We start from the raw sequence: 26,792 nt of genomic DNA, 5'->3' as shown, positions 1-26,792 counted from the left end.
GTCTCACGCCTCCGCGGGTCGTTCGTTCGCCTTCCCGACCGCCGCGTTCAGGAGGACGTTCACGCCCGTGACGACGTCGTCCCATTCGGTAAACTCGTCCTCGGTGTGGCTGACGCCGCCGACGCTGGGGACGAACACCATCCCGGTCGGACAGACGCGGTTGAGGTAGCTCGCGTCGTGGCCCGCCCCGCTGACGAGCCGGGTGGCGTCGGCGTCGAGCGCGTCGGCCGCGTCGGCGACCGCCTCGACCACGTCGTCGTCGAACGACTGGGACTCGATCCGCATGATCACCTCGCGTTCGGCCTCGATCCCCTCGCGCGAGGCGGCGTGGTCGATCTCCTCGCGAACCCGGTCGGCCGCCCGGTCGACGACCGCGTCGTCGTACGAGCGGAAGTCAACGGTGAACTCCACGCGTTCCGGGATAACGTTGATCGAGTTGGGGTCGATGTCGAGCGATCCGACCGTCCCCACGAGGTCGTCGCCGCCCGTCCCGGCGATGCGCCGGACCGACTCGATCACGTCGCCGGTCGCGACCAGCGCGTCGTTCCGTAGGTGCATCGGCGTCGGGCCGGCGTGGTCCGCGCTGCCCGTGAACGCGGCGTCAAACCAGACGAAGCCGTAGACGCCCTCGACGACGCCGACGGCCAGGTCGCGGTCCTCGAGTTTCGGTCCCTGTTCGACGTGGAGCTCGAGATAACAGTGGAGGTCGCGAGGTTCACATGGCTCCTCGCCGCGGTAGCCGATCCGCTCCAGCTCCTCGCCGAAGGTGTTCCCCTCCTTGTCCTCGAGAGAGTACGCGAACTCGAGGTCGAACTTCCCCGCGAACACCCCACTTCCCAGCATGTCCGGCTGGAACCGGACACCCTCCTCGTTGGTCCAGGAGACCACCTCGATGGGCCGTTCCGTCTCGATGCCGGCGTCGTTCAGCGTCTCGACGATCTCGAGGCCGCCGAGCACGCCGATGACGCCGTCGTACCGGCCGCCGTTGTACTGGCTGTCGACGTGCGAGCCGACCATCACCGGTGGGAGGTCGTCGTTTCTCCCTTCGCGCCGTCCGAAGAGGTTCCCCATCTCGTCGACACGGACATCGAGGCCGGCCTCCTCGAACCACTCGACCAGCGTGTCCCGTGCTCGCGCGTTCTCGTCGGAGAGCGTCGGCCTGTTCACGCCGTCCCGCTCCGTCGCCCCGATCTCGTTGAAGCGGTCGAACCGCTCTCTGAACCGTTCGCCCGATATCGTTCGTGGCATGTTTCGATGGAACGGCCGTCCCGGCTTTCACTCCTCCGCCTCCCATGTGTGGGGGTACGATTTAGCGTGGCGGGCGGGTTTTCCCGTCCATGACCGAGGACGTCGAGTTCAGCGGAGCGACCGTATACGACGGGTCGGGCGCCCCGGCGATCGAGGCGAACGTTCGACTCGTCGACGGACGGATCGACGAGGTATCCGCCGACCCGATCGGAGCCGAGCGCGTGATCGACGTCGACGGGGCCGCGCTCGCTCCCGGCTTCGTCGACATGCACGCACACTCCGAGCTTCGCCTGTTGGATCGGCCCGAGACGGTCGAGAAGGTGACGCAGGGAGTGACACTGGAGGTGTTAGGACAGGACGGCGTTAGCGTCGCACCCGTCCCCGAGGGGAGACGCGAGGAGTGGGCTCGCCGCGTCCAAACGCTTCTCGGGACCCACGAATCGTGGGGATGGCAGACGACGGACGGATTCCTCGACGCGCTCGAGCGGGCGGAACCGGCGGTGAACTGCGCGTACTACGCCCCACACGGGAACCTGCGGTCGTTGGCCGCGGGCTTCGAGGACCGACCGCTCGAACCCGCCGAGCTCGAACGGGTCTCGGACGCGCTCGATACCGCGATCGGCGACGGCGCGTTCGCGCTCTCGACCGGAATGATCTACCCGCCGAGTTCGTACGGGACCGACGAGGAGCTCGAGGCGCTCGGTGAACGGCTGGCGACCCGCGACTCGTTCATGGTCTCGCACGTCTGGAACGAGAGCGACGCGGTGGTCGAGTCCATCGACAGGTTCGTCCAGCTCTGTGAGTCCGCCGGCTGTCAGCCGCACGTCTCCCACCTGAAGGTCGCCGGCGAGGACAACTGGGGAGCCTCGGAGGAGATCCTCGAGGTCTTCGACGCCGCGAACGAGCGCGGCGTCCGGGTGACGTTCGACCAGTATCCGTGGACGGCGGGGAGCACGATGCTGACGGCGCTCCTCCCGCCGTGGGCGCGAACGGGCGAGACGGACGAGATCCTCGAGCGACTGACCGATCCCGACGCCCGCGACCGGATCCGACACGACATCGAATCCGGTGACGGCGACTGGGAGAACCTCGCGAAAGCCGCCGGGTCGTGGGAGAACGTGCTCATCACCGACACGGGAAGCGGGCGAGCCGAGGGCGAGACCGTCGCGGGGATCGGGGCCGAACACGATGCGGACCCGGTCGACGCGATCTGCGACCTCCTCGTCGAGGAGGACCTCGACGTCACCATGGCGGACTTCGTGATGGACGACGAGGACATCGACCGGTTCTTGTCCGACCTCCGCGGGACGATCTGTACCGACGGGATCTTCGGCGGGAAGCCACACCCGCGGGCCGTCGGAACGTACCCTCGGCTGCTGGAGCGGTACGTCCGTGACCGCGAGGTGCTCCCACTCGAGGACGCGGTGTACAAGGCGGCCGGTCACCCGGCCGACGTGCTCGGCCTCCCGGACCGTGGCCGCGTGTTCGAGGGATACGTCGCCGACCTGGTCGTTTTCGACCCGGATCGAGTCCGGGCGAACGCGACGTTCAACGACCCGATGCGGCTATCGGACGGGATCGAACACGTCGTGGTCGGCGGCGAGTTCGTCGTCGAGGACGGCGAGCCGACTGGGACCCGTCCGGGACGGGTGCTCCGCTCCGTCGAGGAGTGGGAGGACCCACGTCGTCCGGACCTCTCGGACCGGTGATTCGGGACCCCGTTCGGGTCACGCCTCGTCGGGATACCGGTCGACCACGTCGTCGATCTCCGGGGAGATCGCGTCGACCTCGCCGCCGGCCCGCATCGCGCTCTCGGTGTCCTTCAGCCCGTTTCCGGTGACGACGACGACGACGGAGTCGCCCGCCTCGACGACCCCCGCCTCGCGCGCCTTCCGGAGGCCGGCGACCGGGGTGGCCCCCGCGGGTTCGGCGTAGATCCCCTCGGTCCGTCCCAGAAGCGACTCGGCGGCGAGGATCTCCTCGTCGCTCACGAGGACCGACTCGCCGCCGCTCTCCTCGAGCGCCGAGCACGCCTTCACCGTGTTCCGTGGCCGGCCGACGGAGATGCTGTCCGCGACGGTGTCGGCGACGTCGTCGACGTCGTCGTGGTCGTGGAACGTGTCGTGGATCGCGCTCGCGCCCTCGGCTTGAACGCCGAGCATCCTCGGAGCCTCGTCCACGAAGCCGAGGTCGTGGAACTCGCGGAACCCCTTCCAACCGCCGGCGATCGTACAGCCGTCGCCCATCGAGAAGACGAGCCAGTCGGGAACGTCGCCGCGTGTCTGTTCGGCCAGTTCGTGGCCGACGGTCCGTTTCCCCTCAACCTGGAAGGGGTTGACAGCGGCGTTGCGGTTGTACCAGCCGAACCGCTCCGTGACCTCCATGCTGAGGTCGTACGCCTCGTCGTAGCTCCCCTCCACGCCGAGCACGTCCGCGCCGTAGACGAGCGGCTGTGCCAACTTCCCCTCCGGCGCGTCGCCGGGGACGAAGAGCCGACAGTCGAGTCCGCCCCGGGCGGCGAAGCCGGCGAGCGACGCCGCCGCGTTCCCGGTCGAGGCGCAGGTGACGACCTCCCGCCCGAACTCGCCCGCCTTCGTCACCGAGATCGAGGTCGCCCGGTCCTTCAACACGCCCGTCGGGTTGCGGCCGTCGTCCTTCACGCGGAGGTCGACGCCGAGTTCCGTCCCGAGCCGGGGCGTCTCGAGGAGGGGAGTCCCGCCCTCACCGAGCGTCACCGGTTCCGAGTCATCCGCGACCGGGAGGAACGCCCGGTACTTCCACTGCGAGCGGATGTCCCCGTCGAGGGGTTCGTCGAACCGGTCGACGACGGCGTCGTAATCGTACGTGACGTCGAGGATGCCCTTCACGCCGGGGTGGTTCGGACACGTGTAGATCACCTGGTCGGGGTCGTACTCCGCGCCACAGAGGGTACACTCCAACGTTTCGACGTGGTCCATACACCGCGGTCGGGCGGGAACGAAGAGAATCCACCGCCTCTCATGGACGGCACCGATCGGTAGCTAGATCTAGTCCATCTTGCCGAGAATTTTGGCCTCCGCCTTACGGAGGTGTTCGAGGAAGGTCGTCTTCGAGATGTCGACCTCGTCCGCAAGATCGGTGGCGGACGTCTCGCGGGGCCACATGTAATACCCCTCCTCCTGTGCGAGCTCGAAGATCTCCCGCTGTCGTTCCGACAACTGATCGTTTTGTTGGCGCTGAGCGGTAGTCGTCTGTGCCGATTTCATTCCCTCGATCCGGATCTCGGCGTCCATCTCCTGGCGGATCTCGTCCAACCGCTCCTGGATCATGTTCCGGGACGCACGGACGATGACGGTCCAGTACTCAAAGCCGTCGTTCATCCGGATCTCCTCCTCGGGAACGAAGCCACGCGAGACGAAGGCGTCGTGGATGCTATTTTCCGGCTCGTATTCGACGAGGAGCTCCTGTGTGGCGTTTCCGGCCGGATTCGTCTGTAATCCGGGATTGAAATACTCGTTGATTACTTTGGCCCGTTCGGTCAGCGGCGATTCCTTGATCTCTGCTACGAGGTCGTCGATCCGATCGGTGGTGTCTGCATGAGCCGTCAGTCGCGCACTCACGATGTCGTCGTACTCGTAGACTCCGTGTGCGATGAGTCCGGCGTCGACGGCCGCGGTCGTCTGTAGCGTCCAACAGTCCGGATGCCAGATGCGGAGCGCGAGTTGCGACGTCCGAGGGATCGTAGTTGATGATCTATTGAGAGCTTCTCCCATGCCATCAGGCGCCAGATGTAGAATTATAAATGTTTCGGCAGTCATAACCAAATTATATGGATACTACCAAGAATAATAGTAGATCGCAAGGATTTGGATATACGCTCATGCGTAGCACATTGTTGATGTAGTGCCGTCTTACGATTCTGCCATAGAAAAACCTAGATGAGAACCAGCTGTCTGAGCGGTTTACCGGTCACTTTCTATCCTCACTCTCTTCGGGAGAACTGTATCAACAACCTACGCCACAAGAGCGTTGGATATATAACAGTGTATCCCACATAAAGCTCCATTATCCCATACTATTTGAAAAAGCGATCGAAATTGACGATAAATATATCTTTATATGGAAATAGTAGCAGCATGGTTTCCCATTTCAAAATTTTTGTCTATCGCTCTTCCGAAGCAGATTGTTGGTCGGGTAGAGCTGTCGCTGTGAAAGCGTAGCGGGCAAGGGTGACGCGAACGCGTCACCCGAACGCAATGTTCCCATTTGAATTGCTGAGCTCAGAGGCGAGCGCCGCGAACCTGCTGGAGCAGGTTCGCTGGCGCGAGGGGCTCTGTTGCCCGCGCTGCCGGTCTGAATCGGTGATCAAACACGGCAGCTATCGAGAGTACCAACGGTATCTCTGTAAGGATTGCGACCGCACGTTCAACGACAAGACCGGCACGATCTTCGCGCACGCGAAGATCGGCCTCGACAAGCTGTTGTTCGCGTTCTACTCGTTCCTCCGGTTCAACACGAGTATCCGCCAGCTAGACGCTGAAATTGACGTTTCGTATCGCTCGCTCCGCCGGCGCGTCGAGCAGTTCGCCAGAACGCTCGACGCGCCAGACATCTCTCTCGTTGGCCCGGTTGAGATCGACGAGTTCTACGTCTCTGCCGGGAAGAAAGGCCGCGAGCGCGACTCTCGGTCGCGCTCGCGTGCCCTCTCGAAACGCGGACGAGGAACGTATGAAGAGGACAAACCGCCGGTGTTCACGCTCGTTGATCGCGGCACCGGTCAGCGGTACGTCGTCCCGGCGAAATCCGCCGACGAAGCGACGGTGCGACTCCTTCTCGACAACCACAAGAAGGAGTCGCTGACCGTCTATACGGACGGATTTCGGGCCTACGATCCGCTTGACGATGACGAGAACTTCCACCGAGAAGCAGTTATTCACGGTGACGGCGAGTACGTTGATGGAGACGCGCACGTGAACACGTGCGAGAGCCACGCGTCGCTGGCGCGACGGTGGCTCTCGCCACATCGAGGCGTCTCAAAGGACAAACTGACAGCGTATCTCAGACCGCTCCAACTTCGGCGACGAATCCTCCGCAAACCAGGACGAGAAGCACTGAAACAGATTATTCGAGAAGTTCTCTGACTCACCAACAATTTACGTCACAAGAGCGTTGTCTATTATCCTGTGTATCTGAACCAATGATGTAGACAACCGTTTTGAGAGTATACAGACGACCACCTCCTGATGAAGAAATATCGTGGATGCCTGTTTTATAAGGTATCTCCAACGAAAACGCCGCCAGGCCGGCGGCAAGACTTTTGTCGTCGTTTTTTGTATTTCACCCATGCCCATCCCGACGACCGCGGAGACGCGACCAGCTCTAGGGACGCCGAAAGACGAGATCGAGACGCCGGCGCTGTTGGTCAACCTCGACACGATGGAAGCGAACGTCCGGGAGTACGTCTCGTTCGCGGAGGCAAACGACGTCCGACTCCGTTCGCACGTCAAGACACACAAGAACGCCGAACTCGCCAAGCGACAGAGCGAGTATGGAGGTGACAGCGGGATCGTCTGTCAGACCCTCAGTGAGGTCGAAGTCATGGCGAGGAACGGCATTGACGACGTCTATCTCTCGTATATGATCGTCGGCCGACGGAAACTTGAGCGGCTCGTATGGTTGTCCGAGAAACTCGATCGATTCGCCACGACCGTCGACGGGCCAGGAAACATCGAACCGCTCCAGGAGGCCGCGGCGGAGCGGGGCGAGGACATCGATGTGATCCTGGAGGTCGACGTCGGATTACACCGCACGGGCGTCGCACCGGGCGAACCTGCGCTGGAGACGGCACGGTTCGTGCGCGAGCAGCCGAACCTGAACTTCCAAGGGCTTCTCGCCTACGAGGCCCACGTCAAATCCGAAGCTGAGACGCAAGCGGAGTACGAGACGTACTGTGCGGAGGCAATGGATCGTGTACAGGAGACAGTTGACCTGCTGGAATCCGAGGGTATCTCCGTCCCGGAAGTCAAAGTGGGCGGGACGGCCACCTCGAGATACAGTGGACGACATCCGGTCGTCACCGAGATCAATCCGGGAATGTATCCGTTTATGGACGTGGGTGAACTCGAACATCGACCGTTCGAAGTCGATCGGACCGACTGCGCGGCGACCGTCGTCTCGAGCGTGATATCCACCCCTAGCGAGGACCGTGCGGTCGTCGACGCCGGGAGCAAAACGCTCTCGATGGACACGTCGCAACTGCCCGTGCCCAGATACCGTGACGACATCGAATACGTGAACGCGTCCGAGGAGCACGGCTGGCTCGACACCGCCGACGTCGATGGGTCACTCGCGGTTGGGGATCGAATCGAGTTCATTGTTCCCCACGTCTGTACGACTGTCAATCTCCACGACATGATCATCGGCGTGCGTGACGGCCGTGTCGAGGAATTCTGGCCCGTTCAAGCACGTGGAAAAGTGAAATAATGTAACCGTCGACGACGAACCCAGTTATTTCCTGATCGTAGTCCCCGGTCGTGCGTCGGTCACCTCGCCGTCCCGGACGACGAAGGTGCCGTCGACCATGACGTGAGGAATCCCGGCCGGGAACCGTCGCGGGTTCTCGAACGTCGCCCGATTCTCCACGGTGACCGGATCGAACACGACCAGGTCGGCATCCATTCCCGGCCGGAGAACACCCTTCCGGTCGAGCCCCATCGCACGCGCTGGCAGTGACGTCATCTTCCTGACGGCCTCTTCCAAGGAGAGGTGGTTCTCCTCACGGACGTACGTTCCCAGAACGCGGGGATAGGTCCCGTATGTTCGGGGATGTGGATACGCGCCGAACAGCCCGTCGGTGGCGATGCCGACCCGTTCGTTCGCCATGATGTCGCGCACGTCGGGCTCGGTGACCGTGTGGAGGATCATGGCCGGTGACAGTTCCTCGTCGAGGAGGATATCACAGACGGTGAAGACGGGATTCTGATCACGGTCCGAGGCGATGTCGGCGACGGACTCGCCCTCGTACTCACGCCATGCCTCGGTGTCGAGATTGCGGACGACGATATTCTCCCACCCGGAGCGAGCGCCTTGGTTCTCCCAGCTGTCGATTCGCCACTCCTCGATGTCGCGGCGGATCCGTTCTCTGGCCGTCTCGTCTCGAAGGACCTCGAGTACGTGGTCGGGTCCTTCCGCGTGAACCCACGGCGGGAGAACCGCAGAAAGGAGGGTGTTTCCGGCCGTGTAGGGGTACTGCTCGGCCGTGATATCGACGCCCCGTTCACGGGCAGTCTCGACGAGTTCCGTCGCCCGCTCGGCCTTTCCCTGTTGTTCGGTGCCAGAGACCTTGAAGTGTGAGAGGTGAAGCGGAACGTTCTCGTCGGCACCAATGTCGACGAACTCGTCGAGCGCCTCCCAGATCCACCGTCCCTCGCTCCGGATGTGTGCGACGAACGGCCGCCCGTACGGCTCGAGTTCGGCGGCGAGACGCTGCGTCTCCTCCGTCGATGCGTTCACCTGTGGCGAGTACACGAGACCGGTCGAGAAGCCGATAGCCCCGTCCTCGAGCGCATCAGCGACGAGCGACGCCATCTCCTCGAGTTCGTCGTCGGTGGGGGCGCGGTCAGCCATCTCGAGCACGTCGAACCGAACGGTTCCGTGCCCCACGAGCGTGGCCACGTTGGGCGCGATGCCGTTCTCTTCGACGGCGTCGAGGTAGTCGGCGACGCTTCCCCAGGTCCACTCGACGTCGACGTCGCCGGCGAGTCCAGAGAGGTGCCGTGCCCACAGGTCGGCACCGCCGTCGCGGTACATCGGAGCCATCGAGAATCCATCCTGACCCAGTATCTCGGTGGTGATCCCCTGTCTGAGTTTGGGCGCGAGCGTCGGGTCCTCGAACAGCTCCAAGTCCGAATGCGAGTGCGTGTCGATGAACCCCGGACACACCGCCTTTCCCTCCAAGTCGATGGACTGGTTCGCCGCGACGTCGACGTCTCCACGGATCACGTCCGTTATCAGGCCGTCCTCGACGGCCACGGCACCGCGGAACCACGGTGCGCCCGTCCCGTCGACGACCCGAGCGTTCTCGAGAAGTACGTCGTTCGTCATCGATCTACCCTCCCGGTTCGAACAGGCATGGCCATACGGACGCACGGAGAGTAGGACACCTAACACCACTACCTCACATCCACGGGTGTCGGCCGGTCCGGCATCGATGGCACACCCCTGACCATGATAGGTCCCGGCTTTAATCGGGAGTAGTCGGGAGGAAGGGACATGTCAAACGAGACAGTTTTGCTCGGTGGTTTCGCTCACGAGACGAACACGTTCGCGAGCGGGAGAACCGGTCGGTCGTTGTTCCAGGAGCGCCGGGAGTACTTCGGGGAAGAGATCCCCGAACGGATGGGAGGAACCAACACCTGTGAGGGGGGCGCAATGGAGGTCGCGGAGAAGGAAGGAGTCGATCTCCGGTACACCGTGTCCGCGTCGGCGACGCCCAGCGGCGTCGTCGCGTCGGACGCCTACGACTTCTACACCGGGCAGATCCTGGACGGCGTCGAGGAACACGCCGACGAACTGGACGGGATCTGTCTCTGTCTCCACGGGGCGATGGTTCCGGAGGAGATGGACGACGGCGAGGGGCCGCTGGTGGCCGCGGTCCGCGAACGGGTCGGCCCCGACGTCCCGATCGCCGTGACCCTCGACCTCCACGGCAACAACACCGACCAGCTCGTGGAGGAGGCGGACGTTCTGGTCGCCTACGAGGAGTATCCGCACACGGACATGGGCGACACCGGCCGCCGGGCGATGCGATACCTCACCCGAACGATGCGTGGCGAGATCGATCCGACGATGGCCATCGAACGCCCGCCGGTCCTCCCCTTCGGTCCCAAACAGAACACGCGTGAGGGGCCGATGGCCGAGGTGATGGAGCTCGCGCGGGAGTACGAGGAACGCGACGGGGTGGTGAAGGTGAACGTGTTCCCCGGGTTCCATCAGGCGGACGTCCCGTCGATGGGGTTCTCGCTCCCCGTCGTGACCGACGACGACCCCGATCTCGCCCGAGAGATCTCCCGCGAGCTGGCCACACACGTCTGGGAGCGTCGGGAGGACTTCATCGGGGATTATCCCGAACCCGCAGAGGCGGTCGCGGAGGCGCGGCGGCTCCTCGACGGGCTCGATGAGGACGCCGGGCCGATCGTGATGGCCGACGTCGGCGACAATCCCGGCGGCGGCGGGGCCGCCGACGGGACCACCGTTCTCCGGGAGATGATCGATCAGGGGCTGACGAACGCCGGATTCGCCATCATTCGCGATCCGGAAGTGGTCGACGCCTGCGTCGAGGCGGGCGTCGGAGAACGGGTGACCGTCGATCTCGGGGGGAAGACCGACGACAAACACGGCGACCCGATCGCGGACCTCGACGGCTACGTGAAGGCGATCACCGACGGGGAGTTCCGCAACACCGGACCGATGGGTACCGGGAGCGAGAACCACCTCGGTACGGGGATCCACCTCCAGTGCGGCCGCGACGACGGCGTCTCCGTGATCGTCACCGAGAATCGCATGCAGCCGTTGGACGCCGAGATCTGGCGACACGTGGGGATCCAACCCGAGCGACTCGACGTGTTGACCGTCAAGAGCACCAACCACTTCCGGGCGGATTACGAGCCGATGTCGAGCGAGGTCATCCCGATCAACAGCATCGGACAGGTCCCGATGGACCCGCGGAAGTACGAGTTCGACCGGATCCGCCGGCCACAGTTCCCGCTCGACGAGATGGACGACGAGGCCTATCCGGACTGGGAATGAAGTGACTCGCCGGCAATCAGATCCAACGAACCGACGTTGACGATTCGAGCGGATCCGTGGTCGAAGGAGGATTATGGGGCGGTCCCCGGTCGGCGCGCTCAGTAGGCCGTGATGTCCGACTCGGGATCGGCGTCCTGCGTTTCCTCGAGAGGGATCGCTCGGTGCGGCTCCTCTTTTACGTCTTCCGGAACCAGGTCCATCGATCGGAGTTCCGACTCGTAGGCCGCGGCGTCGTCGTCCTCGTAGTAGGCGTGACAGGCGACCTCGCGCTTCGAGCCGGGCTCGCCCTCCACCTCGATCGGTCGGAGACCGGGGTCGACGTGGTCACAGATCGCCTCCCGCTCCGGACACCGATCCTTGAACCGACAACCGTTCGGCAGGTTGATCGGGTCGGGGATCGACCCTTGGATCTCGACGTGCTCGCGCTCGCGGAACGGATCGGGTTCGGGGGCGGCCCCGATCAGTGCCTTCGAGTAAGGATGAATCGGATTACTAATTATCCGCTCCGTTTCTCCGGATTCGATTATCCGCCCCAAGTACATGATCCCGATCCGGTCACACACCTGTCGGAGCAACGAGAGGTCGTGGCTGATGAAGAGGATCGTCAGATCGAGCTCCTCGTTCAGCCGCTGGAGCAGACCGAGGACGCCGGCACGGATCGAGACGTCGAGCATCGACACCGGCTCGTCGGCCAACAGGAAGTCCGGTTCGAGCACGAGCGCGCGAGCGATGGCGACCCGCTGGCGCTCGCCGCCGGAGAGCTGATGGGGGTAGCTCTCGAACCACGTCTCCGGCGGCGTGAGCTCCGCCCGTTCGAGCGCCTCAACGACCCGCTCGTACCGTTCCTCTCCGTCGATCCCGTGGATCTTCAGTGGTTCGACCACCGCGTCATACACGGTCATCCGCGGGTTCAGGCTCTCGAAGGGGTCCTGGAAGATGATCTGAACGTCCCGACGGAATTGCTGAAGCTCCGATCCGGTGATGTCCGTCACGTCGCGGCCGCGGAACCGGATGGTGCCCTCCGTCGAGTCGAGCAGACGGATGAGCGTCTTGCCGGCCGTCGTCTTTCCACAGCCAGATTCACCCGCGAGACCGACGATCTCTCCCTTCTGGATCTGGAGATCGATCCCGTCGACGGCACGGACCTGGTCCTGCCCGCCGAACAGCCCGCCGAGGAGTCCCTGTTGGGTATTGAAGTACTTCTTCAATCCCTCACACTCCATGATGTACTCGGGGTCGTCACCGTCAGCAGTGGACGCCTCCTCAGTCATCCCCGACACCTCCGGAGGTGGCGGCGTCAGCTCCCGTTCGGTTCCACGTCTCCCGGTTCTTCGAGTCCTCGCGCATCCGTTCGATCGAATCGTGATGATAACACGCCGACGCGTGGTCCTCGCCGACCGCCTCCAGCGGCGGGTGATCGGTCCCGCACTCGCTGGTGGCGAAGGGACACCGGTCCATGAACCGACAGCCGTCGGGTAGGTCCGCGATGTCCGGTGGGCTTCCCGGGATGCTGATGAGGTCCGACTGGTCGCCGCGAAGCGTGGGGAAGGCGTTCTGTAATCCCAGCGTGTACGGGTTGTACGGGTTGGCGAAGATCTCCTTGAGGTTGCCGTACTCCATCAGCTTCCCCGAGTACATCACGCCGAGGCGGTTACAGGTCTCCGCGATGACGCTGATGTCGTGGGAGATGATGATGACGGAGATCCCGAGCTCGTCGCGCAGCTCCTTCAGTCGCTTGAGGATCTGGTCTTGAACGATGACGTCGAGCGCCGTGGTCGGCTCGTCGGCGATGATGAGGTCGGGATCGAGCGCGAGCGACATCGCGATGTACGCCCGCTGTTTCATCCCGCCGGAGAACTGGTGCGGGTAGTCGTCCATGCGATCCGGGTCGAGCCCCACCACCTCGAACAGCTCCGCCACCCGCTCGCGAGCCTCGTCGGTGGAGACGTCCCGATGGGCCTGGATCGCCTCGACGATCTGGTTGGATATCCGGTGAACCGGATTGAGCGCATTCATCGCCCCCTGACTGATGAGCGAGAAGTGCTCCCAGCGGAGCGCGTCGAGCTCACGTTTCGACAGCTCGGTCAGTTCGACCCCGCGGAACCGGACGGAGCCGGAGGAAACGCGGCCGTTGCTTGGAAGTAGGCTTAGTATCGCCTGTGCGACCGTGCTCTTTCCACAGCCGGATTCCCCGACCAGCCCGAAGATCTCGTTCTCGTCGACCGAGAAGCTGATCTCGTCGACCGCGGTGAGGTCTCCCTCGCTCGTCGAGTAGGTCACGACGGCATCCTCGACGGCCAGTAACGGTGCGTCGTCGTCGAAGTCGAAGGTCGCTGTTGCTTGTTTCATCTTATTTCTCCTGTAGCTGTGGGTTGACGACTTCCTCGTATCCACGACCGACGAGGTACGCGCCCATTACGACCAGCGTGATCGAAAGCCCCGGCGGGATCGTCCACCACCAGGCTTGTCCGAACGATTGGGTCACGAACGCCCGCTGGAGCATCACGCCCCACGAGGGGACCGCCGGGTCGCCGAACCCGAGGAACGCCACGCTCGCCTGCGCGACGATGGAGTACCCCACCGCGATGGCGGCGTACAGCGCCGACAGCGGGATGACGTTCGGAAGGATGTGGACTGTCATGATGCGGAAGTCGGAGGCACCGGCAGCCTCGGCAGCCTCGACGTATGGACGTTCCCGGACGGTCAACACCTCCGATCGGATCACCCGGGCGGTCGAAAGCCAGTACAACAGGGCGACGCCGAAGATAATGTTCCAGACGCTCGCGCCGAACACCGTCGCCAGCACGATGACAAACGGGATGAACGGAAGCCCGTAGAGGATGTCCACGAGGCGCATCACGACCTCGTCGATCCAGCCGCCGTAATAGCCGGCGACGATGCCGACTGTCGTGCCGATGACGGCCACCATGAACGCCCCCAATATGCCGACGAACATCGCGATGCGCGATCCCAAAAGCAGTTGAGAGAGCACGTCGTATCCCGAGTCCGTCGTCCCGAGCGGATGTGCGAGCGTCGGCGGTTGGAGTGACGCCCACGAGCCATCGAGCATGTAGATCCGCTCGTATGGCCCGTATGGAATGATGTACGGCGAGATCACCGCAAGCACGAGATAGAAGAGAACGATCAGTAATCCTGCCACCGCCATTCGTGATTGGACGAACAGCTGCGCCTGTTCGCGGCTCGATCGCTTGAGGTTCTGAAGGAACCGACGCCATCCTTGTTTCGTTGTGGGTTCAGACACGGTTCTTCCACTCGACTCCGTTTCTTCACTCATGTTAGCTTTCACCCAGACTGACCCGCGGATCGAGGTACGTGTACGCGATGTCCGCGACGAAGTTCATCGTGATGACGATCACGGACAGAAGAGCGAACGCGGCCTGTGCGACGGGATAGTCGCTTCGAAGCGACGCCTGAACCATCTCGCGACCAAGTCCGGGCCACGAGTAGACGGTCTCGATCAACACCTGTCCGCCGACCGCGAAGCCGATCGCGATCGCGAACGCCGTCACTACTGGTAGGATGGCGTTGCGTGCCGCGTGGACGAATAGGACCCGTCGACTGGTGAGTCCCTTGGCACGCGCCGTGTCGATGTAACTCTCGGAGAGAACCTCCAGGAGGTTGTTCCGCATCAACAACAGCGGCAGTCCCGTGTAGTACGTACACAGCGTGAACACCGGCAACGCCACGTGATACAGGAAGTCCGTGCTGAGGAACTTCTCCGCCATCGTGCTGTAACTCGCGCCCGTTCCCCGCATCCCGCCGATCGGGAAGAGACCCAGCTGGAACGAGAACACGTAGAGAACGACCATTCCTGTCCAGAACACCGGCATCGATCGGACGAACAGGACGGCCACCATCCCGAGCCGTTCTTTCGTCGTGCCCCGGATCCACCCGAGCTGTGCGCCGAGATATGTACCGACGGTGTACGAGATAACGAACGCCGTCAGCATCAGACTCATCGTGTTTACGAACCGATCGAATATGAGCGACGACACCGAGTTCCCGTAGTAGAACGACTGGCCGAAGTCGAGCTGGACCACGTTCACCATGTACCGGAGGTACTGCCGCCAGAGAGGATCGTTCAACCCGTACTGTTCGATGATGGCCTGTCGTGCCGCCTGGCTCATCCGGGGGTTCGTGAACGCCGACATCGGACCGCCGGGAACCTGTCTGAAGAGGAAAAACAGGATCGTAATGACGATGAAAATCGAGAGCACCATCAACGCGAGCCGTCGAGCGATGTATCGTTTGTTAACCATGTGTAATGGGAAGGATTAATAACGGATCTGGTCGTCGTCGTCGGATCGACGACTTCACTTCCCGGTCATTCCTTCCGGGTAGTGGATGTTCCCGTCACTGTCCCACACGTAGCCGGCGTCCGCGAGGATCGTCGTCGCACCCTCGATCCCGCCGTCGAAGAACGTCGTGTCCTCGTTGTGCCAGAACGTCAACGAGGGGTTGATGAACGTGTGTGCCTCCTGTCCGAAGCCGTCGAACGCCTCGTTGATGATGGTCTGTTGTGAGTCGTTGACCACCGCGTTGAACGCCTGCCGCATCGGCACGTGATCGAACGGCGGCCGTTGACAGTTCACCCACGCCGACTGTCGCCCGGTCCCGAGCGTCTCGACGGAACCCAAGAAGTCGTTCTCCTCGACGGCCCCCGCGAGCTGTTCGGTGTCGCCGAACCAGAAGTCGAGCAGGTCGTAGTCACCGTTGAGCAACGCCTCGTATTCGGCGTCGGTGGTCGACAGCGGCCGCTGGACCCGCATGTCGATGTTCGGCGCCATGAAGTGGTCGTCGAACGACGGCATCTCGAACCGCGACCCCTGGTCCCACGTTCCCCACTGGAACGGCCCCGAGCCGACGACGGGCCTGTCGTCGGTGATCGAGATCTGCCAGGGCTGCTCCGTCGTCCCCGTCTCCTCCATCAGCTGCGTCCAATAGTGTTCGGGGAGGATCGGCACGATCCCCGCGGTGGTCTTGATGAACGGAACGTACGCCTCCTCGAGGGTGAACGTCACCGTGTAGTCGCCGTCCTGCTCGACGCTGTCGACGACCTGAACGACGTTGTTGAGGTACGCCGGCGGCTCCTTATCGAGCATCATCTGGTAGGTCCACACCACGTCGCTGGCGGTGACCGGTTCCCCGTCGTGGAACGTCATCCCCTCGCGGAGCTGGAAGGTGACCGTAGTGTCGTCCTCCCACTCCCACTCCGTCGCCGCCCACGGCTGGGCTTCGAGCTCCGGCCCCGTCCGGATGAGCATGTCGTGCATGAACCGCGTGGGAACCCAGTTCCGACTCGGACCGATGGCGTTGGCGTTGAGGGGATTAAGCTGGTCGGAGGGGTCCCAGTTGTTCGTGACGATAGTGTTCCCTTCCTCGTTTTTCGGCTCGATCTGGGTGTAGTTCCAGATATTGCGCAGCCCCGTGTCCGTCACGACGACTGAATCCTCCTCAAACCGGTCGCTTCGGAACGCGTAGTAGTACTCGTTGAACAGGAACTGATTCTCGGGACGCTGCTCGCCGATGATGTCCTGTGCCTGATGGACGAGTTCCTGTCTGGCGTCCCGGTCCGTCTCCTGTCGCTGCTCGTAGGCGATCTCGTCGTACTCCTCGCTGGAGAACCCCGTCCAGTTCTCGGATCCGTCCGACGCGAACCGCGTGACGATGATGCTGTCCGGCTCACCGTTGTTCGCGGTCCACCGGTAGGTGACCATGTCGTACTCGCCCGCCTGCTCGCGGGAGCTGACCACGGTCGCCTCCACCGGATCCGTCACCGTCGGGATCCCCATCTCGTCGGTGAGACGTTGGTCGACGAGGCGGTTCGCTTGGTAGCGCCCGGGATTGTACTGTTCGGTGTATGCTAGGTGGATCACGTCGTCCATCATCCGCTCTTCGGGGAGGTCCTCCTCCACCACCCGGGCACCCGATCCGTCACCGCCACCCGATCCGTCGCCTCCGTCGGTCGTGGTGGTTTGCTCCCCGGAACACCCGGCGATGCTGACACTACCGATGGCCGCCCCGGCAGCGCCCATCTTCCGCATGAAGCTGCGTCGGTTGGTAGTCATACACAAGCCCAATGCCAACTTCCGGGGTTATAGCCACCACCAAACTATGGAGGGTGCCGAGTCGATTCCGAGCTTTTCGAACACATCACCCTACGAGCGTACAAAAATAGTCCTAGCACATCCGGCTCGGATCGCTCGTGAGAGTTCTTTTTACAACTCGACGGTTGGGTCACTTACGGGAGATACGCATTCAGGATAGTGAGATTGGTACTCAGGTCCTCGACCGCCTCGTTGTGGTCGTCCAAAGCGTTGCGAGCACGCTCAAACGGTGGCTGTGGGTCCTGTTCGATCGATCCCGGATCACTCGACTCCAACTCGGAGAGGTTCGTCTCGATTCTATCGAGCGCGGTGGTCATCGCGTCGTGGAATTCTCGGAGGTGTTCGTTGTGTGCCTCCAGCTTTTTGATCGTCTGCTCCCGGTGGCGGACCGCCTGATCCACCGTGAAGAACTCGGTTCGTTCGATCAACTGATCGATGTTCCCCTCCTCGGCGTCCAGTTCCTCGGCCAGTTCCTCGAGCGCCGCGCGTTCGTCGGCGATGGCCTCCCGCGTTCGAGGAAACGACTCCGTCTCGCCGGCCTCGTACGCCTCGAACTCCTCGCGGAACGTCGACTGACGGACCTCGTCGCGATCCCCGACCGCCTCGGCCGCGTCGAGTATGTCCCGTAGTCCCATACGCCCATCGCTATCGATGTACGCCTTTCAATGTACGCTTTCGTGCGAAGAGTTTACCCGTCTCAACCCGACATCTCGGACCATGGGCTTCCGTGCCACGAACTCCTGTGGTAGCGTCCTCCGGCGATCGGCAGCGGACTCAAACCGATCCGTAGGGGTCACGCCGGTGCGTGGAGTTTCTCCCACGAGGGGTTCCGGAACCAGTCTCGAGACCGTCGAATCGGTCGGCGTCCGTTCCGGTGTGACCTCTGGAAGCGACGACGGAGGTGAGACGTGACTCGAAGCGATCCCGACCGGGAAGAGTACGCGGACTGGGGACCACCAGGAGGTACCGAAGACTCCGTCGGTGGAAGCGATCCCGGAGACGGAGATACATCCGAATCCGACGAGATCAAGCCTCCGACCGAGTTGCGGGATCCCCTCCCTCGCGACCGGATCCGGAATCAACTCGACGTCACGCCACAGCAGTGGTACATCCTCGAGACGTTCCTTCTGGTCGCTCCGTATCCGGTGTTCGCTCTCGTGTACTTCACGCTCGACGTCAACGAGACGGCGTTCCTCGTTGTCACGCTCCTCTACTCGATCGTCGCGACGTACGTCGGACTGCTCTCGTAGAGCAATTCGATCGACTCCCGGACCCCACAGCACGAATCGCCGGGGATCCGTCTCGGCTCGAACTCGCCGGTTTCGGAGCGTCCGTACCCGTACTTGGACGGTGGCACACTTTACCCATCGGTCCCCGTGAGTTCACTCGATGAGCTATGAACACGTGTTTCGAAACGGGCGGATCGTGGACGGGACCGGCTCACCGTGGTACCGCGGGGACGTTGCCGTCACCGACGGTCGAATCACCGCGGTCGGGACGGTCGAGGGTGAAGGGGACACCGAGGTGGACCTCGACGGCAACGTCGTTGCGCCTGGATTCATCGACATCCACACCCACTCCGACTTCACGCTCCCGGCGAACCGTGACGCCCACAGCAAAGTCCGACAGGGCGTGACGCTCGAGATCGTCGGGAACTGCGGGACGAGCGCCGCTCCCCGATACGGGGCGGCCGCCCGCTCCGTCGACGACTGGTTCGAGAGCAACGGACTCGGGGACGAGGTGGATCCCAACGAGTGGGACTCGATGGCCGGCTACCTCGAGTACCTCGCGGCGGACGGGCTCTCGCTCAACGTCGGCTCGCTCGTCGGCCACGGGAACGTCCGTGCGGCCGTCGTCGGCCACGAGGACCGCGCCCCCTCGCCCGACGAACTCGACGAGATGTGCGACCTCGTCGCCGAGGCGATGGCGGACGGTGCGGTCGGACTCTCCACCGGCCTCTTCTACCCGCCTGGATGTTACGCGGACGTCGACGAGGTCGTCGAACTCGCCGAGGTCGCAGCAGACCACGGGGGCTTCTACGCCACCCACATGCGCTCCGAGAGCGACGGCCTCCTCGAGAGCGTCGAGGAGACCATCGAGATCGGCCGCCGGGCGGACGTGCCGGTACAGGTGTCCCACCACAAGGCCATCGGTCCCGACAACTGGGGCAAGGTCAGAGCCACCCTCCGCCGGATGGAGCTCGTCCGCCAGCGAGAGGGGATAGACGTCCAGTGTGACCAGTACCCGTACGTCGCCTCCTCGACGAGCCTCGGGGCGCTCCTTCCCAACTGGGCTCACGACGGCGGCGACGACGCGCTCCTTGAGCGGCTTCGTGACCCCGAGACTCGAGCCCGGATCCGTGACGACCTGAAGGCCGACCGCACGAGTGACTGGGACGGTATCCTCGTGACGGGGGTCCAGAACCCCGACCTGAAGACGTGTGAGGGGAAGACGATCGCCGAACTCGCATCCCGAGACGGCGAGGAACGCCAACCCGCCGAGATCCTCCTCGACGTCGTCCTCGAGGACAGGAACCGGACCATGCACGTCAACTTCGGCATGGACGAGACCGATGTCCGAACGGTGATGCGCCACGATCTCACCATGGTCGGTAGCGACGGCTCCTCGCTCTGCCAGTCCGGCCCACTCGGGGAGGGCGTCCCACACCCGCGCAACTACGGGACGTTCCCCCGCGTGCTCGGCCACTACGTCCGCGAGGAGGGAGTGATCCCGCTCGAACGCGCCGTCCACAAGATGACGGGCATGCCCGCCGCGCGCCTGGGCCTCGACGACCGGGGCGTGGTGAAACGGGACGCCCGTGCCGACCTGACGGTGTTCGATCCCGAAACCGTCGAGCAGACCGGAGATTTCCTCGATCCCGCCGTCTACCCCGCCGGCATGGAGCACGTCCTTGTCAACGGGGAGTTCGTCCTCCGCAACGGCGACCACACCGGCGCGCGGCCCGGGGACGTGATCGGCGCATGAGTGCCACGATCACTGCCGTCGAGACGATCCCGGTGTCGGTGCCGGTGGAGACTTCCTACGAGACGAGCCTCTCTGTCGCGACCGGTGGGCAGGATTCGTACGATCACGTCCTCGTCCGTGTCGAGATCGACGCCGGCGTCACAGGTGTCGGCGAGGTCGCGCCGCTATCGACGTGGCCACACGGACTGACACAGCGCGCGGTCGTGGACTTGATCGAAGACCGTCTCGCGCCGCTTCTCGAGGGGGAGCCGCTCCACCGCATCCCGCGGCTTGTCGACCGGGCGGAACGGACGCTCTCGGGAGAGCCGTTCCCGATCAGCGGCGTCGACGTCGCGCTGTACGATGCGTTAGGGAAGCTACGCGACCTCCCGGTGTACGATCTGCTCGGCGGCGCACCCGACGACGATCCCACGATCCCTCTCCACTACTCCATCGGCATCCGTCCGCCGGAGGAGGTCCGCGAGCTCGCGGTCGAGGGTCGCGAGGAGGGGTTCACGGCGTTCAAGGTGAAGGTCGGCGGACCAGACTTCGAGGCCGAACGGAAGGCGATCGCGGCGATCGCCGACGCGGTGCCCGACGCGAGGATCCGCGTCGACGCCAACCAGGGGTGGTCGGCTGCGGAGGCGGTGCGTCGCGTCCCCGTCCTCGACGAGGCTGCCGGCGGGCTCGTCCTGATCGAACAGCCGGTACCCTACGACGACGTCGCGGGGCTCCGGCGGGTACGGGAGGCGACGGGGGTGCCGGTGTTGGCCGACGAGGCTTGTTTCTCCCCGTCGGACGTGGCCGATCTCGCGGGAAGAGATGCCTGTGACATCGTCAACATCAAGCTCGCGAAAACCGGCGGGCTCTCGCGTGCGCGTGACGTCGCGACGGTCGCGAGCGCGCATGGACTCCCCTGTTTCATGGGAACAATGCTCGAACTCGGGGTTGGGATGGCCGCCAACGCCCATTTCGCGGCGTCGTCGCCGGCGATCCCTTATCCGTCCGGTGCTCTGAACGTCCACGCGGCGTCGACGCTCATCGAGAATCCGGCTGCGTGGGACGCCTCGGGAGGCCGTTTCTCGGTCCCGAGCGATCCGGGCCTCGGAGTGACGTTGGACGATTCGGCGGTCGAACGGTACCGGACCGATTGAAACCCCACCCGACCTGAACCCGGGGGCATCGAGGACCCATCATGGAAGGTTGTAGGGTTTTGCTTGAATGGGAGAACGATCCCATATCCGATGAATCTTCGAGACACGTTCGACATCCCGGTTCCCGCCATCGTACTCGCGGAGGGAGAGTTCGGGAGCAAAGGTGGGAAGACGGCAAACGGGGTCGTCACACACAGCGAGGTGTTCGACGTCCGGGCGGTAGTCGATTCGGGGACGGCGGGGCAGACCCCGGCCGAAGTCCTCGAGAAACGTGACGCACCCGACGTCCCGATCGTGGAATGTGTGGACGACGCCCTCGACATCGCTCCGGAAGCCGAAGCACTCGTCATCGGCGTCGCGCCGGCGGGGGGACAACTCCCGGACGCGTGGGTAGGAGACATCGAAGACGCCCTTCGTGCCGGCTGTGACATCGTGAGCGGACTCCACTATTTCCTCGGCGACGACGAACACTGGTCGGGGCTGGCCGACGAGCACGACGCCCGCATCCTCGACGTACGGAAACCCCCCGAGGAGGATGCGCTCCGCGTCGGGGACGGATCGGTCGACGACATCGATACCGACGTGGTTCTCACGCTCGGGACCGACTGTGCGGTCGGCAAGCGCACGACGACGTTCGAACTCTATCAGGCGGCCCGCGAGGCGGGCCTCAACGCCGGCTGGGTCGCCACCGGACAGACCGGCATCATGGTTGGCGCACACGAGGGGGTCGTGATCGACCGCGTCCCCGCCGACTTCACGGGTGGCGTCGTCGAGGACATGGTGAAGTCGGTGGGAGCGGATCACGACCTCGTCTTCGTCGAGGGCCAGGCGTCTCTCACCCACCGTGCGTACTCCAGCGTCACGCTCGGTATCCTACACGGAGCGTGGCCCGACGCGGTCGTCCTCGCCGACGACCCGGCTCGAACCCGACGGACACACTTCGATCGGTTTCAAATCGATGGCGTCGAAAAGGAGGCAGACCTCGTTAAAACGCTCTCTGACGCCACCATCGCCGGGGTCTCGACCTGGGGGGATCCCAAAACGGAGCGCGACCGTCACGAGTACCCGGTCGCAAACGTCTACGACGAGGGCGGCTCCGAAGACCTCCTCGGCGCGGTTCGGGACGCCTTACAACCAGAGGCATCGGGTCGGACGACGGGAGGTGGGGCATGAGCACCATCGTCGACCTCACCGTGGAACCGCTCGATCTCCCCCTCTCCGAGCCGTTCGAGATCTCGCTCGGCATTCAACACGAGGCCTCGAACGTGCTCGTCACGGTCGAGACCGAAGAAGGCGTGAGGGGGTACGGCGAGGGTTCTCCCCTTCCACCGGTGACCGGAGAGACGCGCGAGGCGGCGGTCGAAACGGCACGTGCCGCTGCGGACGTCGTCGAAGATCGTCCCGTCGGCGAGTACCGAAGCGTCGTGACGGATCTTCGGAACACGTTTCCTGGAGCCGTTTCGGCGACGTTCGCGGTCGAAACGGCCATTCTCGACGCGTTCTGCCGAGAGCGGGATATCGCGCTCTCGGAGTTGTTCGGCGGCACGCCCTCTCCCGTCGAGACGGACATGACGATCCCCATCGTCGAGCCGGCAGCCGCCAAGAGACGAGCCAAGGAGGCAGTCGATCAGGGATACGAACACCTGAAGATCAAGACGGGAACCGATCTCGACGCAGACATCGACCGAGTGACTGCGATACGGGAGGCCGCGCCGGATGCCGCGCTGAAGGTCGACGCCAACCAGGGATGGAGTCCAAAGGAAACGGCACTGTTCGCGGATCGCGTCACTCAACGCGGGATACACCTCGAGCTGATCGAACAGCCGGTTCCGGCAAGCGACTTCGCGGGCCTCGCGGACGCACGTCGTCGCATCGACATCCCCATCGCGGCCGATGAAACCGTCTTTACACCCCAGGACGCGGTCCGAGTCGTCCGGGAGGAGGCGGCAGACATCATCAACGTCAAGCTGGGGAAGTCCGGCCCGCTCGCGGTCGCGGAGATCGCCGCCATCGCGAACGGTGCGGACCTCGATCTGATGGTCGGCTGTATGCTGGAGAGTTCGATCGGCATCCACACTAGCGCCCACGTCGTTGCCGGACTGGGAGCGTTCTCGTACGTTGACCTCGACGGTAATCGACTGTTGGCTGAGGACGTCGTCGACAGCGGCGAGGGCCCGATACACGACATCGGCGGCCCGGGACACGGCGTAACTCCCGACCGGTAGGCCGGCCACGTCCTCTCCCCCGAAACTTATTGTACGACTGGTATCTGTTGCCGGTATGGCATCCGACTCCGCACGCATCCGCGACGATTTCCCGATACTGGACCGGGAGGTCGACGGCGAGCCGCTCGTCTACCTCGACAACGCCGCGACGACGCAGACGCCGACGCAGGTGTACGACGTGTTCCGCGAGTACTACGAGGAGTACAACGCCAACGTCCACCGCGGGATCCACGGATTGAGCCACGAGGCGTCGGTGGCCTACGAGGAGGCACACGAGCGGATCGCCGAGTTCGTCGGTGCGAGCGGCGGGCTCGAGGAGATCGTGTTCACGAAGAACGCCACGGAGGCGGTGAACCTCGTCGCGTACGGCTTCGGGATGCAGGAGTTCGGCCCCGGCGACAACGTGGTCGTGACCGAGATGGAACACCACGCCTCGCTCGTCACCTGGCAGCAGGTCGCCCGCCGGACCGGCGCGGAGATCCGGTACGTCCGCGTCGACGAGGAGGGCCACCTCGACATGGAGCACGCGGCCGAGGTGGTCGACGACGACACGCGGATGCTGTCGGTGGCGCACGTCTCGAACGTCCTCGGAACCGTGAACCCCGTCGCCGAGCTCGCCGAGCTCGCCCACGACCACGGCGCGATGGTGTTCGTCGACGGGGCCCAGTCGGTGCCGAACCGCCCGGTCGACGTGGAGGCGCTCGACGCCGACTTCCTCGCCTTCTCGGGCCACAAGATGGCCGGGCCGACCGGGATCGGCGTGCTCTACGGGAAACGCCACCTCCTCGAGGAGATGGAGCCGTTCCTCTACGGCGGCGAGATGATCCGGCACGTCACCTTCGAGGGGTCGACGTGGAACCGGCCACCCTGGAAGTTCGAGGCCGGGACCCCGCCGATAGCCGAGGGGATCGCGCTCGCGGCCGCGGCCGACTACCTCGACGACATCGGGATGGAGGCCGTCGCCGCCCACGAGAACGAGCTCGCCCAGTACGCGATGGAGCGGCTCGGCGAGCGCGACGACGTGGCCGTCTACGGCGTCCCGCCCGGCGAGGAGCGCTCCGGGCTCGTCGCCTTCAACGTCGACGGCGTTCACGGCCACGACCTCTCCTCGGTGTTGAACGACCGCGGAATCGCCGTCCGCGCCGGCGACCACTGTACGCAGCCGCTTCACGACCGCCTCGACGTTCCCGGCTCCGTGCGGGCCTCGTTCTACGTCTACAACACGGAACGGGAGGTCGACGCCCTGATCGACGCGCTGGAGAACACCCGGGAGCGCCGGGACGACCTCGTCGCGTCCGACCGATTCCACGACCGCTTCGCGGACCACTACCACGCGCCGCGAAACGCGGGCGCGATCGCCGACCCGACGTTCACGAAGCACTCGGCCGAGACCTCCTGTGGCGACGACGGCGAGTTCTTCGTCGAGATCGACGACGACGGCACCGTCGTCGACATCGGCTTCGAGAGCGAGAGCTGCGCGGTGAGCACCGCGGTCGCGAGCATGGTCTCCGAGGCGCTCCGCGGCGAGCCGATCGAGCGAGCGCTCGAGGCCGAGGAGCTCGTCGAGGGACTCGTCGACGGCCACTACCCGGACCTGCGCCGCGACTGCGTGCGCGGTCCCGGCGAGGTGATAGCCGAGGCGGCCCGCGACCACCTCGACGCGCGGCACCCGGCGACCGCGCGGACGGACTGACGACGGGGACCGGGAGTCGGCTACTGGGCTTCGCCGACCAGCCGCGCGCCCGCGGGGTGGGTGTGACAGACCGCGGGGTCGTAGCCGGCGTCGGAGAGGCCGGTACCGAGCGCGAAGACGGTGCGGCCGAGCATCGCCATCGCCGCGGAGCCGCCGAAGCCGTCGGGGTCCTCGGAGTCGCCGGCAGTCGCGACCGCCTCGATCGCCTCGGCGACCTCGGGGACGAGGAGGTCCGCCCGCTCCGCGAACTCGCGTGAGGCGTCCATCAGGGTGGGGAGTCGCGGATCGGCCCGGAGCCGCGAGAGGGCGCGCTCGCCGGCCTGGGTGAGCGCGGCGGTGTCGCCGGCGAGCACGTCCTCCGTCGAGAGCTCGCCGAAGGTGACGTACTCGACGCGGGCGTGTGCGGGGACCCCGTCGAGCACGCCGTGGCCCGGCGCGCCCGGCTCGAGGCGGATCGGGATCCCGCCGCGGGCCTGGGCGACCACGTCGCCGAGCCCGGTTCCGCGTTCGACCTCGGCCTCGTGGGCGATCCGGACGAGCTCGTTCTCGGAGCGACCCCGGTCGGCGGCCGCGTTGGCGGCGAACGCGGTCCCCAACGCCGCCGCCCCGGAGACGCCGAATCCGGCCCCGACCGGGAGATCGGTCGCGAGCGTCACCCGCGCCCGCACGTCGAGCGCGGCGAGGACGTCCCCGACCGCGCCGATCGTCGCGGGTTCGCCGTTGAGAGCGAGCGCGACGGGGGAGTCGTCCGCGGCGTCCGCGTCGTCGACCAGGGTGACCGTCACGTCGACGCCGTCCGAGAGGGTGAGTCCGGCACCGCGGGAGCCCGCCGCGGCCGGGTCCTCGGCCGGGTGCGCGCTGAAGAAGGCGGTGACGTGGCCGGGGACGAACGCGGTCGCCCGCTTCCCGTTCATGCGTCACCGGACGCGAGGCCCCCGATTAATCGTTGCCATCCGCGGTCGTCCGACACCGTAGCCGGTAAGTAGCGGCCACGAGAAGCGAGCGCCATGCGACGCCGTCTCCGCGCGCCGGTCGCCGCCCTCCTGGCGACGTTCGTCCCCGGGCTGGGACACGCGTTTCTGGGACGGTTCGGACGAGCGATCGTGTGGCACGTGACGATCCTCGGCGGAGCGGTGGCGCTGTACAGCCTCTCGAACGCGGACCCTATCGACCCGAGCGGGTCGCTCGCCGACGTCGCGGCCGGGGTGTCCCCGGACGTCGCCCTGCCGATCTCGGTGCTCGTCGGGCTCTCGGCGGTGGACGCGTACCTCGTCGCGCGCTCGGAGGCGGCGGAGGCGGAACGCGCGGACGCGACCGCAGCGGCGATACGGCGGCACGCGACGGAAGGGGAGTCCGCGGACGACGACGGCACGGGCGTCGGTCGGGGAGGCGTCGGGTCGGAAGGCGCCGGCCCTCGAACGGAGGACGCCGGGGCGGCCGACGCCGAACCGACCCGCGTCGAGTGTCCCCACTGCGGGCGGGAGACCGACGCCGAACTCGACTTCTGTCACTGGTGTACGGAGCCGCTGCCGTGGGCGGAGTCGAAGTAGCTTCTCACACCTGATAACCGCGCACGAACCCTCATATACGTCGA

Annotated in this window: 22 protein-coding genes; 11 read left to right on the top strand and 11 right to left on the bottom strand. The window is 64.8% G+C overall.

All coding sequences use genetic code 11. The features are described from left to right. Positions 1-3 precede the first annotated feature (3 nt). Entirely contained in the window at positions 4-1,248 is a 1,245-nt protein-coding gene (locus tag F3H10_RS04300) for a Zn-dependent hydrolase (protein WP_149783604.1), read from the bottom strand. An 89-nt stretch (positions 1,249-1,337) separates the two neighbouring features. Here F3H10_RS04300 and F3H10_RS04295 point away from each other — a divergent pair, with 89 nt between their 5' ends. Beyond that, on the top strand, positions 1,338-2,957 hold the full coding sequence (locus tag F3H10_RS04295; RefSeq protein WP_149783603.1) for an N-acyl-D-amino-acid deacylase family protein: 1,620 nt from the start codon (positions 1,338-1,340) through the stop codon (positions 2,955-2,957). Between the two features lie 18 nt (positions 2,958-2,975). Here the strand turns inward: F3H10_RS04295 and thrC are convergent, their stop codons facing one another. Together thrC and F3H10_RS04285 are read right to left on the bottom strand one after the other, a co-directional pair. Next, positions 2,976-4,205, bottom strand: coding sequence for a threonine synthase (thrC, locus tag F3H10_RS04290; RefSeq protein ID WP_149783602.1), 1,230 nt, complete (start codon positions 4,203-4,205; stop codon positions 2,976-2,978). Between the two features lie 69 nt (positions 4,206-4,274). Further along, entirely contained in the window at positions 4,275-5,000 is a 726-nt protein-coding gene (locus F3H10_RS04285) for a helix-turn-helix domain-containing protein (protein ID WP_149783670.1), read from the bottom strand. 483 nt (positions 5,001-5,483) lie between these two features. Here F3H10_RS04285 and F3H10_RS04280 point away from each other — a divergent pair, with 483 nt between their 5' ends. Beyond that, on the top strand, positions 5,484-6,368 hold the full coding sequence (locus tag F3H10_RS04280; RefSeq protein ID WP_149783601.1) for an IS1595 family transposase: 885 nt from the start codon (positions 5,484-5,486) through the stop codon (positions 6,366-6,368). 202 nt (positions 6,369-6,570) lie between these two features. After that, positions 6,571-7,710 (top strand): alanine racemase, encoded by a 1,140-nt coding sequence (locus F3H10_RS04275; protein WP_149783600.1) that lies wholly within the window; start codon positions 6,571-6,573, stop codon positions 7,708-7,710. Positions 7,711-7,734: 24 nt separating this feature from the next. Here the strand turns inward: F3H10_RS04275 and F3H10_RS04270 are convergent, their stop codons facing one another. Then, positions 7,735-9,330 (bottom strand): N-acyl-D-amino-acid deacylase family protein, encoded by a 1,596-nt coding sequence (locus tag F3H10_RS04270; RefSeq protein WP_149783599.1) that lies wholly within the window; start codon positions 9,328-9,330, stop codon positions 7,735-7,737. A gap of 168 nt (positions 9,331-9,498) precedes the next feature. On the opposite strand from F3H10_RS04270, the gene F3H10_RS04265 reads away from it, so the two are divergent. Then, the gene (locus F3H10_RS04265; RefSeq protein WP_149783598.1) at positions 9,499-11,034 is read left to right on the top strand and encodes a M81 family metallopeptidase; all 1,536 of its coding nucleotides are present in this window, start codon (positions 9,499-9,501) and stop codon (positions 11,032-11,034) included. Positions 11,035-11,132: 98 nt separating this feature from the next. Here F3H10_RS04265 and F3H10_RS04260 read toward each other — a convergent pair whose 3' ends face one another. From F3H10_RS04260 to F3H10_RS04235, 6 genes are all read right to left on the bottom strand, one after another. After that, positions 11,133-12,305: an ABC transporter ATP-binding protein gene (locus tag F3H10_RS04260; RefSeq protein WP_149783597.1), complete on the bottom strand. Its 1,173-nt coding sequence runs from the start codon at positions 12,303-12,305 to the stop codon at positions 11,133-11,135. Further along, positions 12,298-13,383, bottom strand: coding sequence for an ABC transporter ATP-binding protein (locus F3H10_RS04255; RefSeq protein ID WP_149783596.1), 1,086 nt, complete (start codon positions 13,381-13,383; stop codon positions 12,298-12,300). Before F3H10_RS04255 ends, F3H10_RS04260 begins: the two co-directional genes overlap by 8 nt. Before the next feature lies 1 nt (position 13,384). Continuing rightward, positions 13,385-14,329 carry an ABC transporter permease gene (locus F3H10_RS04250; protein WP_149783595.1) on the bottom strand — a complete coding sequence of 315 codons (945 nt, stop codon included), beginning with the start codon at positions 14,327-14,329 and terminating at the stop codon, positions 13,385-13,387. A 1-nt stretch (position 14,330) separates the two neighbouring features. After that, positions 14,331-15,314: an ABC transporter permease gene (locus F3H10_RS04245; protein ID WP_149783594.1), complete on the bottom strand. Its 984-nt coding sequence runs from the start codon at positions 15,312-15,314 to the stop codon at positions 14,331-14,333. A gap of 54 nt (positions 15,315-15,368) precedes the next feature. Next, positions 15,369-17,123 (bottom strand): ABC transporter substrate-binding protein, encoded by a 1,755-nt coding sequence (locus F3H10_RS04240; protein ID WP_149783593.1) that lies wholly within the window; start codon positions 17,121-17,123, stop codon positions 15,369-15,371. A 173-nt stretch (positions 17,124-17,296) separates the two neighbouring features. Continuing rightward, positions 17,297-17,797, bottom strand: coding sequence for a hypothetical protein (locus tag F3H10_RS04235; protein WP_149783592.1), 501 nt, complete (start codon positions 17,795-17,797; stop codon positions 17,297-17,299). A 273-nt stretch (positions 17,798-18,070) separates the two neighbouring features. On the opposite strand from F3H10_RS04235, the gene F3H10_RS04230 reads away from it, so the two are divergent. From F3H10_RS04230 to F3H10_RS04205, 6 genes are all read left to right on the top strand, one after another. After that, complete coding sequence (locus tag F3H10_RS04230) at positions 18,071-18,412, top strand: hypothetical protein (protein ID WP_149783591.1); 342 nt, start codon at positions 18,071-18,073, stop codon at positions 18,410-18,412. A 139-nt stretch (positions 18,413-18,551) separates the two neighbouring features. Further along, positions 18,552-20,147, top strand: coding sequence for an N-acyl-D-amino-acid deacylase family protein (locus F3H10_RS04225; RefSeq protein ID WP_188127862.1), 1,596 nt, complete (start codon positions 18,552-18,554; stop codon positions 20,145-20,147). After that, positions 20,144-21,280 carry a mandelate racemase/muconate lactonizing enzyme family protein gene (locus F3H10_RS04220; protein WP_149783590.1) on the top strand — a complete coding sequence of 379 codons (1,137 nt, stop codon included), beginning with the start codon at positions 20,144-20,146 and terminating at the stop codon, positions 21,278-21,280. Before F3H10_RS04225 ends, F3H10_RS04220 begins: the two co-directional genes overlap by 4 nt. A 90-nt stretch (positions 21,281-21,370) precedes the next feature. Continuing rightward, a complete protein-coding gene (locus F3H10_RS04215; protein ID WP_149783589.1) occupies positions 21,371-22,453 on the top strand; it encodes a DUF1611 domain-containing protein in 1,083 nt (360 codons plus the stop codon). Then, entirely contained in the window at positions 22,450-23,505 is a 1,056-nt protein-coding gene (locus F3H10_RS04210) for a dipeptide epimerase (RefSeq protein ID WP_149783588.1), read from the top strand. The genes F3H10_RS04215 and F3H10_RS04210 overlap by 4 nt, the downstream gene beginning before the upstream one ends. 55 nt (positions 23,506-23,560) lie before the next feature. Next, entirely contained in the window at positions 23,561-25,198 is a 1,638-nt protein-coding gene (locus F3H10_RS04205; RefSeq protein ID WP_149783587.1) for a SufS family cysteine desulfurase, read from the top strand. A gap of 20 nt (positions 25,199-25,218) precedes the next feature. On the opposite strand, the gene F3H10_RS04200 is transcribed toward F3H10_RS04205, so the two are convergent. Further along, on the bottom strand, positions 25,219-26,112 hold the full coding sequence (locus F3H10_RS04200) for a pantoate kinase (protein WP_149783586.1): 894 nt from the start codon (positions 26,110-26,112) through the stop codon (positions 25,219-25,221). A 93-nt stretch (positions 26,113-26,205) separates the two neighbouring features. Between F3H10_RS04200 and F3H10_RS04195 the strand changes: the two genes are divergently transcribed. Further along, a complete protein-coding gene (locus F3H10_RS04195) occupies positions 26,206-26,748 on the top strand; it encodes a zinc ribbon domain-containing protein (protein ID WP_149783585.1) in 543 nt (180 codons plus the stop codon). Positions 26,749-26,792 lie beyond the last annotated feature (44 nt).

It is taken from the genome of Halorubrum aquaticum, assembly GCF_900113615.1.
GTDB lineage: Archaea > Halobacteriota > Halobacteria > Halobacteriales > Haloferacaceae > Halorubrum > Halorubrum aquaticum.
This window is presented reverse-complemented; position numbering and strand designations above follow the sequence as displayed.

Coding starts and splice junctions, on each gene's coding strand:
- F3H10_RS04200 (WP_149783586.1), bottom strand. CDS start 26,112: ATGAACGGGAAGCGGGCGACCGCGTTCGTCCCCGGCCACGTCACCGCC.
- F3H10_RS04245 (WP_149783594.1), bottom strand. CDS start 15,314: ATGGTTAACAAACGATACATCGCTCGACGGCTCGCGTTGATGGTGCTC.
- F3H10_RS04265 (WP_149783598.1), top strand. CDS start 9,499: ATGTCAAACGAGACAGTTTTGCTCGGTGGTTTCGCTCACGAGACGAAC.
- F3H10_RS04295 (WP_149783603.1), top strand. CDS start 1,338: ATGACCGAGGACGTCGAGTTCAGCGGAGCGACCGTATACGACGGGTCG.
- F3H10_RS04235 (WP_149783592.1), bottom strand. CDS start 17,797: ATGGGACTACGGGACATACTCGACGCGGCCGAGGCGGTCGGGGATCGC.
- F3H10_RS04285 (WP_149783670.1), bottom strand. CDS start 5,000: ATGGGAGAAGCTCTCAATAGATCATCAACTACGATCCCTCGGACGTCG.
- F3H10_RS04205 (WP_149783587.1), top strand. CDS start 23,561: ATGGCATCCGACTCCGCACGCATCCGCGACGATTTCCCGATACTGGAC.
- F3H10_RS04300 (WP_149783604.1), bottom strand. CDS start 1,248: ATGCCACGAACGATATCGGGCGAACGGTTCAGAGAGCGGTTCGACCGC.
- F3H10_RS04280 (WP_149783601.1), top strand. CDS start 5,484: ATGTTCCCATTTGAATTGCTGAGCTCAGAGGCGAGCGCCGCGAACCTG.
- F3H10_RS04250 (WP_149783595.1), bottom strand. CDS start 14,329: ATGAGTGAAGAAACGGAGTCGAGTGGAAGAACCGTGTCTGAACCCACA.
- F3H10_RS04270 (WP_149783599.1), bottom strand. CDS start 9,330: ATGACGAACGACGTACTTCTCGAGAACGCTCGGGTCGTCGACGGGACG.
- F3H10_RS04260 (WP_149783597.1), bottom strand. CDS start 12,305: ATGACTGAGGAGGCGTCCACTGCTGACGGTGACGACCCCGAGTACATC.
- F3H10_RS04240 (WP_149783593.1), bottom strand. CDS start 17,123: ATGACTACCAACCGACGCAGCTTCATGCGGAAGATGGGCGCTGCCGGG.
- thrC (WP_149783602.1), bottom strand. CDS start 4,205: ATGGACCACGTCGAAACGTTGGAGTGTACCCTCTGTGGCGCGGAGTAC.
- F3H10_RS04275 (WP_149783600.1), top strand. CDS start 6,571: ATGCCCATCCCGACGACCGCGGAGACGCGACCAGCTCTAGGGACGCCG.
- F3H10_RS04220 (WP_149783590.1), top strand. CDS start 20,144: ATGAGTGCCACGATCACTGCCGTCGAGACGATCCCGGTGTCGGTGCCG.
- F3H10_RS04210 (WP_149783588.1), top strand. CDS start 22,450: ATGAGCACCATCGTCGACCTCACCGTGGAACCGCTCGATCTCCCCCTC.
- F3H10_RS04255 (WP_149783596.1), bottom strand. CDS start 13,383: ATGAAACAAGCAACAGCGACCTTCGACTTCGACGACGACGCACCGTTA.
- F3H10_RS04225 (WP_188127862.1), top strand. CDS start 18,552: ATGAGCTATGAACACGTGTTTCGAAACGGGCGGATCGTGGACGGGACC.
- F3H10_RS04215 (WP_149783589.1), top strand. CDS start 21,371: ATGAATCTTCGAGACACGTTCGACATCCCGGTTCCCGCCATCGTACTC.
- F3H10_RS04195 (WP_149783585.1), top strand. CDS start 26,206: ATGCGACGCCGTCTCCGCGCGCCGGTCGCCGCCCTCCTGGCGACGTTC.